General features: G+C 61.9%; 14 protein-coding genes. 7 read left to right on the top strand and 7 right to left on the bottom strand.

Annotation, left to right across the window (positions count from 1 at the left end; translation table 11 throughout):
• The first annotated feature begins 164 nt into the window (after nucleotides 1–164).
• Both DXY03_RS12780 and DXY03_RS10155 read left to right on the top strand, forming a co-directional pair.
• On the top strand, nucleotides 165–293 hold the full coding sequence (locus DXY03_RS12780; protein ID WP_256377252.1) for a hypothetical protein: 129 nt from the start codon (nucleotides 165–167) through the stop codon (nucleotides 291–293).
• Between the two features lie 27 nt (nucleotides 294–320).
• Nucleotides 321–647 carry a hypothetical protein gene (locus tag DXY03_RS10155; protein WP_115010319.1) on the top strand — a complete coding sequence of 109 codons (327 nt, stop codon included), beginning with the start codon at nucleotides 321–323 and terminating at the stop codon, nucleotides 645–647.
• Here the strand turns inward: DXY03_RS10155 and DXY03_RS10150 are convergent.
• On the bottom strand, nucleotides 644–1,558 hold the full coding sequence (locus tag DXY03_RS10150) for an aspartoacylase (protein WP_115010318.1): 915 nt from the start codon (nucleotides 1,556–1,558) through the stop codon (nucleotides 644–646). The two genes, DXY03_RS10155 and DXY03_RS10150, sit on opposite strands and share 4 nt — an antisense overlap.
• A gap of 70 nt (nucleotides 1,559–1,628) precedes the next feature.
• Here DXY03_RS10150 and DXY03_RS10145 point away from each other — a divergent pair, with 70 nt between their 5' ends.
• The 4 genes from DXY03_RS10145 (at nucleotide 1,629) to DXY03_RS10130 (ending at nucleotide 5,493) form a co-directional block, all read left to right on the top strand.
• Nucleotides 1,629–2,603: a glutathione S-transferase C-terminal domain-containing protein gene (locus tag DXY03_RS10145; protein WP_115010317.1), complete on the top strand. Its 975-nt coding sequence runs from the start codon at nucleotides 1,629–1,631 to the stop codon at nucleotides 2,601–2,603.
• Nucleotides 2,600–3,238: a DUF2301 domain-containing membrane protein gene (locus tag DXY03_RS10140; RefSeq protein ID WP_115010316.1), complete on the top strand. Its 639-nt coding sequence runs from the start codon at nucleotides 2,600–2,602 to the stop codon at nucleotides 3,236–3,238. Before DXY03_RS10145 ends, DXY03_RS10140 begins: the two co-directional genes overlap by 4 nt.
• A complete protein-coding gene (locus DXY03_RS10135) occupies nucleotides 3,235–5,136 on the top strand; it encodes an ABC-F family ATP-binding cassette domain-containing protein (RefSeq protein ID WP_115010315.1) in 1,902 nt (633 codons plus the stop codon). The genes DXY03_RS10140 and DXY03_RS10135 overlap by 4 nt, the downstream gene beginning before the upstream one ends.
• A gap of 138 nt (nucleotides 5,137–5,274) precedes the next feature.
• Nucleotides 5,275–5,493: a CP12 domain-containing protein gene (locus tag DXY03_RS10130; RefSeq protein WP_115010314.1), complete on the top strand. Its 219-nt coding sequence runs from the start codon at nucleotides 5,275–5,277 to the stop codon at nucleotides 5,491–5,493.
• 29 nt (nucleotides 5,494–5,522) lie between these two features.
• On the opposite strand, the gene DXY03_RS10125 is transcribed toward DXY03_RS10130, so the two are convergent.
• On the bottom strand, nucleotides 5,523–5,705 hold the full coding sequence (locus tag DXY03_RS10125) for a hypothetical protein (protein ID WP_115010313.1): 183 nt from the start codon (nucleotides 5,703–5,705) through the stop codon (nucleotides 5,523–5,525).
• 93 nt (nucleotides 5,706–5,798) lie between these two features.
• The gene (gene cgtA, locus DXY03_RS10120) at nucleotides 5,799–6,788 is read right to left on the bottom strand and encodes an Obg family GTPase CgtA (protein WP_115010312.1); all 990 of its coding nucleotides are present in this window, start codon (nucleotides 6,786–6,788) and stop codon (nucleotides 5,799–5,801) included.
• Between the two features lie 58 nt (nucleotides 6,789–6,846).
• On the opposite strand from cgtA, the gene DXY03_RS10115 reads away from it, so the two are divergent.
• Nucleotides 6,847–8,025, top strand: coding sequence for an ABC transporter ATP-binding protein (locus DXY03_RS10115; protein ID WP_115010311.1), 1,179 nt, complete (start codon nucleotides 6,847–6,849; stop codon nucleotides 8,023–8,025).
• 22 nt (nucleotides 8,026–8,047) lie between these two features.
• Here DXY03_RS10115 and DXY03_RS10110 read toward each other — a convergent pair whose 3' ends face one another.
• The 4 genes from DXY03_RS10110 to DXY03_RS10095 are packed head-to-tail and all read right to left on the bottom strand — an operon-like array spanning nucleotide 8,048 to nucleotide 12,879.
• The gene (locus DXY03_RS10110) at nucleotides 8,048–10,486 is read right to left on the bottom strand and encodes an endonuclease MutS2 (protein WP_244272425.1); all 2,439 of its coding nucleotides are present in this window, start codon (nucleotides 10,484–10,486) and stop codon (nucleotides 8,048–8,050) included.
• Nucleotides 10,449–10,847, bottom strand: a complete 399-nt coding sequence (locus DXY03_RS10105; protein WP_115010309.1) for a VOC family protein — start codon at nucleotides 10,845–10,847, stop codon at nucleotides 10,449–10,451. Before DXY03_RS10105 ends, DXY03_RS10110 begins: the two co-directional genes overlap by 38 nt.
• Before the next feature lie 4 nt (nucleotides 10,848–10,851).
• The gene (hemB, locus tag DXY03_RS10100; protein WP_115010321.1) at nucleotides 10,852–11,853 is read right to left on the bottom strand and encodes a porphobilinogen synthase; all 1,002 of its coding nucleotides are present in this window, start codon (nucleotides 11,851–11,853) and stop codon (nucleotides 10,852–10,854) included.
• Nucleotides 11,854–11,892: 39 nt separating this feature from the next.
• Nucleotides 11,893–12,879, bottom strand: coding sequence for a DnaJ C-terminal domain-containing protein (locus DXY03_RS10095; RefSeq protein WP_115010308.1), 987 nt, complete (start codon nucleotides 12,877–12,879; stop codon nucleotides 11,893–11,895).
• Nucleotides 12,880–12,996 lie beyond the last annotated feature (117 nt).

Below are 12,996 nucleotides of genomic sequence, written 5' to 3'. Positions count from 1 at the left end.
AGGGCAGGAGAGCCCTGCCTGATCGGGAGTGTAAAGGAAGTTTGCGCTGTGTGTCCACAGATTGCGAAACCAACGCTTAAGCGCCCCAGGAGAGGAAAGCGATGCTTTCGAAAGACTTAAGATTCATAAGACTCACCAAGGCGCTTTTGGTTCTGATCCGCTGGATGCAAGCCGGCCACCGCTTGGAGGAAACCGTTCCTCTGAGCCAGGCCCGCCACAGGCGACTGGAGCTGGAGGCTCAAGGTGCCACGGTGTATTGGAGTGAACGTCTGGCCCAGGGCCAGTTCTGTTGAGAGGCTGGGGCCAATCAGCACAGGCCCATGCAGCGTTTGATTCCCCTGATTTGTCTTGGGCTGGCCTCGGTTGGTCTCACAAGCTGTGGACTGGTGAGCTCAAGCGGCGACCAACCCAACGCAAGCGCTTCGATCAAACAGCTGGAACAACGCATCAACCAGCTGGAGCAGGAGCTGCAAAAAATCAAGTCGCCCGGCGGTGATGCCGACAGCAAAACCCCGGCCGGTCCGCTGCGATCCCTCACCCTGCGGATCGGCACCGAGGACGACCGATTGCGGATGTACTGGGCCGATGGTCAGACGAGCAATCTGATCTGCTCTCAAGAAGGGAAAGGTGTTTGGGCCTGCGGTTAGGCCGCAGAGAGCAGCTGCTGCAAGGCCGGCAGCCAGGTGGGCTGCACGGGCCACACCTCCCGGCGCGTGAGGGAGAAAGCAATGCTTTTCTCCGCGTAGGCCGCTTCATTCACAAACACCGGAATCTCCCCCTCAACCCACGCTTCACCACGTTTGGTGCCATCCGCAGCACGGAACATCGCCTGGGTTGAGCTGATGTCCTGCCAATCGCGTCCCTGCAGTTCGGGATGCACAAGGGCCTGAGGCTCTCCGTTCTCCGCCTTCGGAAGATCCCGACTCCCCAGGTGACGGTGCACCACCAGAGCATCCGGCAGCCGGGCCAAGCCCTGATGTGCCTGATCCAAGGCCCTCAGGCAGGTTTCCAAGCCAAGACGGGTCTGTTCAACGACCCGGGCATTGAGCAGGCCTTGCGGCACAGGGCCCACCTCGATCACCAGGCCGCAGAGCCAGGATTCAACAAGGAAGCCGGTCTGCTGAGCATCGGCTTCGTGCAGATAAATCGGCAGGCCAAGCGCTCCCTGCACCAAAGCCGCGAGGGCGAGATCAGCAGGACGCCGGCCGTACACCACCAGGCAATTGCCCATGGCCGCTGTGGTGCTGTGCAAATCGATGGCCACGGCACAAGGCTGCTCGCCGGTCGGGCCGTGCAAGCGCAGGAGTTCCCCAGCACGCTGAAACTCCAAGCCGGGGGCCCCCTGCTCCAACTGTTCCGGGAGGAAGCAGCGGTTGAGGTCACGATCGACGTAGCGGCAGCGGCGGCGCAACGCTTCCGGGTTGCCGATCACCTTCTGCACCGCCAAGCCAGCAGCGTTGATCAGATCAGGGTTGGCCTGCCACTGCTGCAACAACCAAGGGGCATTGACCTCATTGCCGTGGGTGCCGGCCACCACAAGAACGCCACAGCTGCTCATGGACCACAGCGAACCAAGTTCCGACTGAAGCACGAGTCACAGCGAGGATGGAAGCGATCCAAACCGCGCCATGTCGATCCCACCTGTCGTGGTCACGGCCGCCCGTCGCAGTTGGCGCTGGCAATGGAAACGGCTCATGGGTGGGCTGGGCCCAGCCGATGCGGCCGGCAATTACACCCGCCCAAGCAGCGATCCACTCAGCCCGCCGGCTTTAAACCCCGAAGACCTGCTCCAGCGCAGCGCAGACCAACGGCCAATCCTGGTGATCGGGCGCAGTTGCCCCTGGGCCCACCGCACCTGGCTGGTGCATCAGCTGCGCCATCTGCACAACAGCCTCACCCTCGTGATGGCACAGGCGGATCACAACGCTGGACGCTGGGCCCTCAATCCCGCTTGGGAGGGGTGCGACACGCTGCTGGAGTTGTATCAGCACTGCGGCGCCCCCCCCAGCTACCGGGCCACCGTGCCTGTGCTGGTGGATCCGAAGACGCGCAGCCTGCTGGGCAATGACAGTGCACCACTGGTGGAGCTGTTGAACCGCTGGCCCCATCAAGACGCTGTTGTGGACCTGGCACCGGCGGAAGCCACCGAAAGGATCCAGGCCTGGCAGCAGCGACTGCAACCGGCCATCAACGATGGGGTGTACCGCTGCGGTTTCGCCCGCAACCAAGCGGCCTATGACCGCGCTGAAGCCGATCTCTTCGCCGCCCTTGCGGCGGTGGAGCAGAGCCTTGAAAGCAATGGTCCATGGCTGTGCGGCAGGGCACTGACCCTGGCGGACGTGCGCTTATTCCCCACCTTGATCCGCTGGGAGCTGGTCTATGCGCCCCTGTTCGGCTGCAGTCGGCAGCCGCTCTGGCACTACCCACACCTCTGGGCATGGCGACAACGCTTTTACGCTTTGCCGGGCGTGGCGGACACCTGCGACGGGAACGCCTGGCGACACGACTACTTCGGTGCCCTGTTCCCCCTCAATCCCAGCGGCATCGTTCCAGCAGGTCCTGACCTGAGCACACTGGTGAACAGCACGGCAGCGTCGGGATGACCAGCGCAGATCCAACCTTCGAAGGTTTTTACGGCACCTACTCGATCACAGCTGCCGATCGCCAGGAGGTACGTTCCTATCGGATCGCCCTGTTGATCACAGGCCTAAGCCTGGCTGCAGGGGTGCTGCAGTGGTGGCAGACCGATAGCCCCTGGGCATGGCTCTGGGTGCTGCCGATGGCCACAGCCCTGGGTCTGGCCCTGCGCTGGATTCACATTTATCTCCGTCCCTTGCACCGCGCCCTGCAACTGTTCTGGCTCAGCGGTTGCATCGGTTGGGGGGCCCTGCTGCTGCTGGCCGGCCCCACCGAAGTGCTCTCAACCCTCCAGGTTCAGCCGCTGTGGATCTTGGCCACCGGGCCGCTGTTTGCCGCCTTGGCGGGCATCGGCTTCAAGGAGTTTTTCTGCTTTCAACGGCCCGAAGCCATCGGCCTCACCTTGCTGCTGCCGGCAGCGCTGCTGGGGCATCTGGTGGGTCTGATCAATGGCCCCCTCTGCCTGGCTCTGCTGGAAAGTGCAGCGTTGCTGCTGGTGTTGCTGGCCCTGCGCAAATTCGGCATGGAGGCAGCAGCGGATGTGGGCGACAAGAGCGTGTTTGCTTATCTGGACAGTCAACTGCCCGCTGGCACGCCGTGAGTCTGATCAGCCTGGTGGGTGCGGCCAAGGATTTCGGCATCCGCACCCTCTTTTGCGATCTCGATCTCCACATCGGTGAAGGGGAGCGGCTGGGACTGATCGGTCCCAATGGCGCCGGCAAATCCACCCTGCTGAAGGTGCTGGCGGGGAAAGAGCCACTCGGGGACGGGGAACGGCGCTGCTCACCCCGGCTTCGGGTGGAGCTGGTGGGTCAGGAGAGCCGGATCACTCCGGGGCTCACGGTGCTGGAGCAGGTGCTGGAGGGCTGTGGTGCCAAACGGGATCTGCTGGTGCGCTTCAGCGCCCTCAGCGACGCCATCGCGGCAGACCCCAGCAATGAAGCACTGATGGCGGAGCTGGGTCAGCTCAGCCAACGGATGGATGAAGAGGACGCCTGGAGCCTGGAGCAGCAATGCCGGGAAGTGCTGCAGAAATTGGGCATCAGCGATCTCCAGCGCCCGGTCGACGACCTCTCCGGCGGATACCGCAAGCGGGTGGGTCTGGCATCAGCCCTGGTGGCCTGCCCCGATGTGCTACTGCTGGATGAGCCCACCAACCATCTCGATGCCGCTGCCGTGGAATGGCTGCAGAGCTGGCTGGATCGCTATCCCGGCGCTCTGGTGCTGGTCACCCATGACCGCTATGTGCTCGATCGGGTGACGCGGCGGATGGTGGAGGTGGACCGAGGCCAGGCCCGCACCTATCAGGGGAACTACAGCACCTTTCTGCAGCACAAAGCCGAAGAAGAGGCCTCAGAAGCAGCCTCAGCGGCCAAGTTCAAAAGCGTGCTTCGCCGCGAACTGGCGTGGCTACGCCAGGGCCCCAAGGCCCGCAGCACCAAACAAAAGGCGCGACTGCAACGCATCGAAGCGATGCGCGAGCAGAAACCCAATCAAGGCAAAGCAAAGCTGGAGATGACCGGCATCAGCCGGCGCATCGGCAAACAGGTGATCGAAGCGGAAGCCGTTGGGGTCACAGCCGATGGCAGCGGGAGCGGTCGCCCACTCCTCGATGGCTTCAGCTACAGCTTCAGCCCTGAAGAGCGGATCGGCATCATCGGCCCCAACGGCAGCGGCAAATCCACCCTGCTTGATCTCATCGCCGGACGGCGCGAGCCAACCCAGGGCAGCCTGCTGCTTGGGGAGACCGTTCACATCGGTTACCTGGACCAGCACACCGAAGACTTCAACAAAGGCAAAGGGCTCGATCGCAAAGTGATCGAGTTCGTGGAAGAAGCCGCCAGCCGGATCGATCTGGGGGGTGAGCAAGTCACCGCATCCCAGCTTCTGGAACGATTTTTGTTTCCACCGGCCCAGCAGCACAGCCCCTTGGCCAAGCTCTCGGGAGGCGAGCGCCGCCGCCTCACCCTCTGCCGGATGCTGATCCAGGCGCCCAACGTGTTGCTGTTGGACGAACCCACCAATGATCTGGATGTTCAGACCCTCAGCGTCCTGGAGGATTTTCTTGAGGACTTTCGAGGTTGCGTGATCGTTGTGTCCCACGACCGTTACTTCCTCGATCGCACGGTTGATCGTCTGTTCTGTTTCGACCAAGGACGGCTCAATCGCTTTGAAGGGAACTACAGCGCGTTTCTGGAGCAGCAACGCCAGGAGGAACGCAGCCGAAGCCAGGCGAGCAAACCCTCCACACCAAAACCAGAGAGCAGCCGCAAGACCAAGCGCGATGGCCCGCGGCGGCGAAACTTCAAGGAAAACAAGGAGCTTGCGGCGCTTGATCAACAGCTGCCTGAACTAGAGCTGAAGAAAGAGGAGCTGGAACAGCAGATGACCCGGGAAGGCGCTGACATGGCCAAGCTGAGTCTCGATCTGGCTGAGATCATCAACCGCATTGAACAAGCGGAAGAACGCTGGCTGGAACTCAGTGAATTGGCGCCCTGATCAACGATCTGGAGCTGTGCTTGTAGCCACGGCTACAAGCACTTCAAATCAACGTTGTCGGATGGTCATGGGGTGGGATTCCACCACTCCAAAACCGATGAATCGCCGTAAGGTGCTGCCAGACCACGGTCTGAATTCATGAAGTCCATCGACGAACACATCCAGAAGGATCAATCCGAAATCGAAGCTGCCAAAGCAGCTGGAGACGATGCCAAGGTTCGTCACCTCACAGATGAGCTGAAGTCGCTGGAGGAATACAAGGAACACCACCCCGGCGACAGCCACGACCCCACGTCGCTCGAGCTGCATTGCGAGGCCAATCCCGATGCCGAGGAGTGCCGCGTCTACGACGACTGATTCAACCAGCGACCTAAATCAACGAGGGCTCAGTAGTCCTCGTTGTAGTCGGAGGGGCTGCCGGTCAGGCTGCAGACGACAGCCTCCTCATTACGCATTGCCTTCACTTCAGCGATCGGGCGTCCCATGCGTTGAAGCACAGCAACATCTTCTTTCGTTTGGCACCGGGCGATCACGTCGCCCTTGTTGTCCAGACAGGTGTAAAAGGTCATGTCATGGGTGAGACATTCCCGTTATGGCTCCCCCGCGATCAGGCCACAAGCATCGGTGTGGCTGATCACATGAAGATTGTCTGGAGCATCAGCTCACACTCCGAGCTCGGCCCAGGTTTCTGCCAGCAACTGATCGAGGTTGGTTCCCATGGCGGCTGAAATGCACAGCACGGGACGACCACTCGCCGCTTCAAGGTCTTGCCGCAACCTGGGGAGATCCTCTTCTGTCACCAACTCCTGTTTGTTGATCACCAACAGACGTGGCCGATCAACCAGACCATGGCCATAGGCCTCCAGCTCCTGCTGGACGACGTTCAGGTCAGCCACGGGATCCTCGGATCCTGCGTCCACGAGGTGGATCAGCAGACGGGTGCGTTCGATATGACGCAGAAAGTCGTGGCCAAGACCAGCGCCCTGGGCGGCCCCCTCAATCAAGCCTGGAATATCCGCGAACACGGTTCCATCTCCACTGGGACGGCGCACCACACCAAGGTTGGGAACCAAGGTGGTGAAGGGGTAATCGGCAATCTTGGGTCGCGCTGCCGACAGCACGGCGATCAAGGTGCTCTTGCCGGCATTGGGAAGACCAATGATGCCCACCTCAGCCAGCAACTTGAGTTCCAGCTGCAGGGGCCATTCCTCACCCTCACGGCCCTCGGTGAATTTCTCCGGAGCGCGGTTGCGATTGCTCAGGTAATGGGCGTTGCCCAAACCACCTCGCCCACCGAAGGCAACGGTGAGACGCTCACCAGGGGTGGTGAGGTCTCCCAGAAGGATGCCGGTGCGCAGATGGCGTACCTCCGTGCCGCAAGGCACCTTGATCACCAGGTCTTTCCCTGATGCACCGGTGCATTTGTTCGGACCACCGCGTCGCCCATCGTCAGCAGCGAACAGGCGTTTGTATTTGAAATCGAGCAGGGTTTGCAGGTTGCTGTCGGCCTCGAGAACCACGGGAGCCCCACACCCGCCGTCACCTCCGGAGGGGCCTCCAGCGGGCACATACTTTTCACGGCGAAATGCAGCGATGCCATCGCCGCCGCGCCCGCCTCGGACCGTGATCCGTGCCTGATCGATGAACTGCACGGTGCTGCCGGCTCAATCCAATCCATAACCCTAAGATTCAGCCGCTGCAGCTCTGTCGTTGGCCGGCGTCCGTTTCGAAGACCTCAGCAAGACCTTCCCAGGACGCGGCGGCGGTGATCCCGTTGAAGTGATTCGTCAGTTGAATCTGACAATCAACGATGGCGAGTTTTTGGTGCTGGTCGGTCCCTCGGGGTGCGGCAAAAGCACCTTGCTGCGACTGCTCGCTGGTCTCGACAGCCCCACCAGCGGCGAAATCAGAATCGGGGCCCGGCCCATCAGCGATGTACCGCCAGCGCGCCGCAACGTCGCCATGGTGTTCCAGAGCTATGCGCTTTACCCGCATCTCAGCGTGCGGGACAACCTCAGCTTCGGACTGCGCAGAAGCCAGGCGAGATCAACCGTCCAGCGCATCCAAGATCAAGCCTTTCGAGCCACGCGCGCCTTACCCAAACCACTGAGGGTGCGGTCGGTCAGAGAAGAACGAATCGAAGCCCGGGTGAACACCGTTGCCAGATCTCTGGAACTCACGGAATTGCTCGATCGAAGGCCAAAGGAACTGTCCGGCGGACAGAAACAACGGGTCGCCCTCGGACGCGCCATGGCGCGCAATCCCGAGGTATTTTTGATGGATGAACCGCTGAGCAATCTCGACGCCAAACTCAGAACGAGCACGCGCCAAAGAATCGTCGAGCTGCAGCGAGAACTGGGAACAACAACGGTTTATGTGACCCACGACCAGGTGGAAGCGATGACCATGGGGGACCGCATCGCTGTGTTGAACCAGGGGCGCCTGCAGCAACTCGGGACCCCCATGGAGTTGTACAGATGGCCCTCCAACATCTTCGTGGCCCAGTTCATTGGCAGCCCAGCGATGAGCCTTTTGCCCGTCACGGTGGGACCCAATGCAACTCTGATTCTGGGGAACAAGCGCATTCAGGTTGAAGGCGCAATGGTCGAGCCTTTACTTCAACGAGAAGGCCAACACCTCACCGCAGGATTGAGGCCTGAACACTGGCATCTGGCACCAGCAACGAACCGGAATCTCCAAGCCGAGGCAAGCCATTGCGAGCGTCTGGGCAATGAGCAGATCCTCACCTGCCGGCTCCTGGATGGTGATCAACTCATCCAGGTCAGAGCTTCAACGGAGATCAACATCACTGCCGGCGATGCCATCCACCTCGACCCTGACCCCACAGGCTGGCGGTTGTTTAATGCGGATGGTGAAGCGATCCGTTAGCCACTGAAGCGCCTGAAACAGCTCAGCGCACCCAGACAACGCTGCAGCCCGGTCCGCCGTCCCCCTGCTCGGCATCGGTCACCCGTTCCACATAGGCCACCGTGTCCAGCCAGGCGCGCAGGCCGCGCTTGAGCTTGCCCGTGCCGATGCCATGGATCACCCAAACCGGCCCATTGGCACTGCGCAAGCATTCCTCAACCGCCGCTTCGGCCTCATGCACCCGCATACCACGCACATCAAGGGTGTTGCGACTGGTGCGCACCTGTGCGCCGCCGCCTCCGACGGAACGGGCTTGCACCTTCACCACCGGCTTCGGAGGCGGCTCCGGCTTACGCCCATCCAGGCTTTCCACCGCCGCCAGATCCACCGTGGTGCGCATCACCCCACAACGAACCGTCAGCTGAAGGCCGTCATCGGTGATGGCCAACACATCTGCAGCCTTGCCGAGGGCAAGCAAGCGCACGCGATCCCCCACAGACGGACGCCAACCCGGCTTGGGTGCACGCCGTTCAGGGGTTGGGCGGTGATGGTCTTCCAAGCTGCGTAACCGTTGCCCAGCCTTTCGCGCGGTTTCCCCATCCGCGCGCTCATCCCGCAGACGGCGAATCAGCGTGCGAACTTCTTTCTGGCCCTGACGGATCGACTGCTCCAAGCGTTGACGGCCCTGCTCCTGGCGTTGCGCGGTCTGCTGCTTTTGCTTCTGCCAGCGCTGCAGCAACTCCTCGTGCAGCAGCTCCGTGCGTGCCAGGAGTGCTGCAGCGTCTTCTGCCGCGGCCTGCTGGCGCTGCCGTTGCTCCTCCAAGCCACGGATCACACTGTTCACCTCACCATCACCCCCTGGGGCCAACAGCTGCTGGGCCTGGTGAAGCACATCCGAATCGAGCCCAAGGCGCGTCGCGATTGCCAGTGCATTGCTGCGTCCTGGAATTCCCCACAGCAATTCATAGGTGGGGGACAAGGTCTCAGGATTGAAAGCAACAGAGGCATTCTCAAAACGAGCGTCGTCGTATTTGAGGGCCTTGAGTTCACCGAAGTGGGTGGTGGCAATCGTGAGCCGCGCCCGATCGGCAAGAGCCTTGAGCAGAGCCGTGGCCAGGGCCGTTCCCTCGCTGGGATCCGTTCCAGCACCCACCTCATCCAGCAGCACCAGGGCCGGAGAACCACCGCGCTGCAGCGCCTCAAGAATGCGCCCGATGCGCTTCACATGACCACTGAAGGTGGACAAGCTCTGCTGGAGGGATTGCTCATCTCCGATGTCCGCCAGCACCTGGGCACACCAGGGCAGGGAAGGTTGCCCCGAACAGGGCAAAAGCATGCCGGCGCGTGCCATCAATGCAGCGAGGCCAATGCTTTTCAGGGTGACCGTTTTGCCACCGGTGTTCGGCCCCGTGATCGCCACCACCCGCAGCTCCGGCGACACCTCCACCGAGATGGGAACCACGGGCGGCCCCTCCGCCCGTTTGTGCTGCCACACCAAAAGTGGGTGTCGCAGACCTGAAAAGCGAAACGGAGCCTCCGCTGCCGCCTCAAGCTGAGGCTCAACGCCACCAAGCCAGCGGCCGTAACGCCCACGGGCCAGCGCAAGATCAAGCGCGCGCAGCACGGCCACCACCTGGTTGAGGGCGGACGCCTCTTCAGCCACCAGAGCACTCAGCTCCGCCAACACCTTGCGTTCCTCATCCCGGATGCGGGACTCCAGCTCCGCCAGCTTGTTGCCCATGGTGAGCACCGAGCGGGGTTCAACAAAGAGGGTGCTGCCTGAGGCCGAACTGTCGTGCACCTGACCCGGCACCTGGCTCACCGCACCGGCCTTCACCGCCAGAACCGGACGGCCATGACGCTCGGCGATCACACTGTCCTGCAGGGATGGGGCCAGGCGCCGCAGCAGCTCCTGAAGATTGTCGCGACGTTCCTGGCGCAGACCGTTCCATTGATGCCGAAGCGCCGACAACGCCGAGCTGGCGCGATCAGCGACGCGGCCGCCCTCTTCGAGCGCAAATTTGAGCCGCTGCTCCAACTCCGGCAGCGTCACCATCGTTTCAATCAACGCGGTGCACACCGGGCGCAGCTCGGGATCGTCGATCTGACGGCGCAGCCGACGGGCCGCTGCCAACGTTTCCGCCACGGCCAGCAGCTCCTCTCCGGAAGCCACGCCTCCCTTGCTGCAGCGCAGCACAACGGGCTCGAGATTCCGCACACCGCGGAAGCTGAGCCCCCCCTCAGTGAGGTCATCGAGCACCGCCATTTCAACCGTCTCGGCCAGGCGCTGTTTCGACTCCTCCAGGCTGGCGGGCAGAGGTTGAACCCGGGCCGCATCACGGCCCATGCCGGTGCTGGCAAAGCCGCTGAGATGGTCACAGACCCGATGCCACTCCAGCAGTTCAAGGGTTTCCTGCTGAGCCCGGTCCGCCCCTTGACTCAAGTCAGTTGCAGTTGGAGGGGATGCCACCGGGGGGTTCATAAAGCATTTCGAGCCAGTTGCCTTCAGGGTCTTTCAAATAAAAAGACGCCGTGCCGTCGCGGTGGTCATGGACGGCACCAACGTGCACACCCTGCGCCTTGAGACGGTCGTGAATCACATCAACCTCCGCACGATCGCGGAAATGGAAGGCGAAATGTGGGCCAGCGGCTTTGTAATCCGGGCCTAACAAGGCGAGTCCATCGCGACCTTCCCCGGCTTCCAGATAGCACCAGTCGTTGGCACGCCAGACCAGACGCATGCCCAGATCGGTGTAGAAGGCAACAGCCCGATCGACGTTCTCAACACGGATCGCAACGTGACCGAGACGATCCACACCTTTGGGTTGATCGGCTGTTGCCATCGGATCAAGCCTCCTTCAACCAAGCCGCTGCATCGCAGGCGTGGTATGTGAGGATGAGATCAGCACCGGCGCGCTTGAAGCTCAGCAACGTCTCCAGCACAACGGCTTTTTCATCGATCCAGCCCCGCTCCGCCGCGGCCTTCACCATCGAATACTCACCACTCACGTTGTAGGCAGCGATGGGGAGTTCCGACTCTTCGCGCAGTCGGTGGATGATGTCGAGATAGGCCAAACCAGGCTTCACCATCATGATGTCGGCGCCCTCCTGCTCATCGAGCTGGGCTTCGGTGATGGCTTCCCGAGCATTGGCGGGATCCATCTGATAGGTGTCTTTGTTTTTGGGGATCGGCTTGCTGCCGGCGGCACGGGGAGCAGAATCAAGGGCCTCACGGAAGGGGCCGTAGTACGCGGAGGAGTACTTCGCCGTGTAGCTGATGATGCCCACATGTTCGAAGCCTTCGTCGTCGAGGGCTTCCCGGATGGCACCGACCCGGCCGTCCATCATGTCGCTGGGACCGATCAGATCAGCGCCCGCTTCAGCCTGCACAACGGCCTGCTTGCAGAGCAATTCAATCGTTTCATCGTTGAGGACCACGCCGTCCTCGCTGACGATCCCATCATGACCATCGCAGGAATAGGGATCCAGGGCGACGTCGGTCATGATCGCCATCTCGGGGATGGCTTCCTTGATCTGGCGGATCGCCCGTGGAATCAGGCCATTGGCGTTGAAGCACTCAGCCCCGTCTTCGGTCTTCAGTCCCTCAGACACCTTGGGGAAAAGAACGATGCAACGCACCCCAAGGTCGTAGGCACGCTGCACTTCGCCGGTGAGGGCCGCAAGGCTCCAACGGCTGGCACCAGGCATGGCAGCGATTGGCTCCACCTCAGCGCCTTCATGCACAAAGAGGGGATAGATGAAGTCTGCAGCCGAGAGGCTGTGCTCACGCACCATGGCGCGTAGGGCGGGCGTACGCCGAAGACGACGGGGGCGGTAAGTGAGCTCCATCAGACCCAAACACAAGGTGTGATCGTAAGGGTCACCCGATCAGAGGGCCGCCGACCGAAGCCACTCTTGACGTGGATGGTCCGTGCGCTTGGCACGCAGTTGCTCCAACAATCGACGCTCCTCCTCACTCCACGAGGCAGGCATGGCCAGCGTCAGCGTGAGCAGGAGATCACCGCGACCGGTCTTCGACGGCCAGCCTTTGCCCTTCAGCCTCAGACTGCGGCCCGGGGCGGTGCCGGCCGGAATGCTCACCTGGGCCTCACCATCGGGCGTCATCACCGAGACCATGCCTCCAAGGGCCAGTTCATCGAGGCTGACGGGGAGATCGGCCCGCAGCTGATCCGACTCCAGGCGCCAGATCGGGTGGTCCTGAATCTTGAGGTTGAGATAGAGATCGCCCCGCCGTCCGGTGCCCGGTTGCAGGTTGCCCTTGCCCTTCAACCGCAGCCGTGAGCCGTTCTTCACTCCAGCAGGAATGCGCACCTCAACGCGCTCGTTGTTCACCGAGAGGCTGCGTTCACCACCGCGAAAGGCCTCTGAAAAGGTCACATTCACCGATGCTTCGGCATCGAGATTCACCGGAGGGCGTGAAGCCTGGGCACCACGCGGGAAACCGCCCCCTGCGAATCCTCCACCGGGAAATCCGCCCCCAGGGAAACCACCCCCCTGGAAACCACCGCCGCCTGGACCACCGAAACGGCCCAACAGGTCGTTAATGAAATCGTCGAAATTGCCGTAACGACCGAAGTCGACATCCATGCCGGGTGCGGCTCCCCCTCCCATGCCACCGGCCTGGTTCCAGTACTGGCCGAATTGCTCATAACGACGCCGCTTCTCGGGATCGGAGAGCACTTCGTAGGCCTCACTGATCTCCTTGAACCGCGCTTCAGCCTGGGCATCACCAGGGTTGACGTCAGGGTGGTATTGGCGCGCCAGGCTGCGAAAGGCTTTCTTGATGGCATTGGCATCGGCGCTGCGATCAACACCGAGCACCTGGAAATAGTCCTTGTATCCGCTGCCTGCCATACCCATCCAGTGGTAATCCCAGTTTCACCGCAACAGGGCTTGCGTTGTTGCTTCCGCATGGAGGGAAGCCCGAACGCCTGAATGCGACCTAGCTTCTGGCCAACCACTGCATCAGCA

The organism is Synechococcus sp. N5, assembly GCF_900473925.1.
Taxonomy (GTDB): domain Bacteria; phylum Cyanobacteriota; class Cyanobacteriia; order PCC-6307; family Cyanobiaceae; genus Parasynechococcus.
This window is presented reverse-complemented; position numbering and strand designations above follow the sequence as displayed.

Coding starts and splice junctions, on each gene's coding strand:
- hemB (WP_115010321.1), bottom strand. CDS start 11,853: ATGGAGCTCACTTACCGCCCCCGTCGTCTTCGGCGTACGCCCGCCCTA.
- DXY03_RS10095 (WP_115010308.1), bottom strand. CDS start 12,879: ATGGCAGGCAGCGGATACAAGGACTATTTCCAGGTGCTCGGTGTTGAT.
- DXY03_RS10130 (WP_115010314.1), top strand. CDS start 5,275: ATGAAGTCCATCGACGAACACATCCAGAAGGATCAATCCGAAATCGAA.
- DXY03_RS12780 (WP_256377252.1), top strand. CDS start 165: ATGCAAGCCGGCCACCGCTTGGAGGAAACCGTTCCTCTGAGCCAGGCC.
- DXY03_RS10110 (WP_244272425.1), bottom strand. CDS start 10,486: ATGAACCCCCCGGTGGCATCCCCTCCAACTGCAACTGACTTGAGTCAA.
- DXY03_RS10140 (WP_115010316.1), top strand. CDS start 2,600: ATGACCAGCGCAGATCCAACCTTCGAAGGTTTTTACGGCACCTACTCG.
- DXY03_RS10105 (WP_115010309.1), bottom strand. CDS start 10,847: ATGGCAACAGCCGATCAACCCAAAGGTGTGGATCGTCTCGGTCACGTT.
- DXY03_RS10155 (WP_115010319.1), top strand. CDS start 321: ATGCAGCGTTTGATTCCCCTGATTTGTCTTGGGCTGGCCTCGGTTGGT.
- DXY03_RS10145 (WP_115010317.1), top strand. CDS start 1,629: ATGTCGATCCCACCTGTCGTGGTCACGGCCGCCCGTCGCAGTTGGCGC.
- DXY03_RS10150 (WP_115010318.1), bottom strand. CDS start 1,558: ATGAGCAGCTGTGGCGTTCTTGTGGTGGCCGGCACCCACGGCAATGAG.
- DXY03_RS10125 (WP_115010313.1), bottom strand. CDS start 5,705: ATGACCTTTTACACCTGTCTGGACAACAAGGGCGACGTGATCGCCCGG.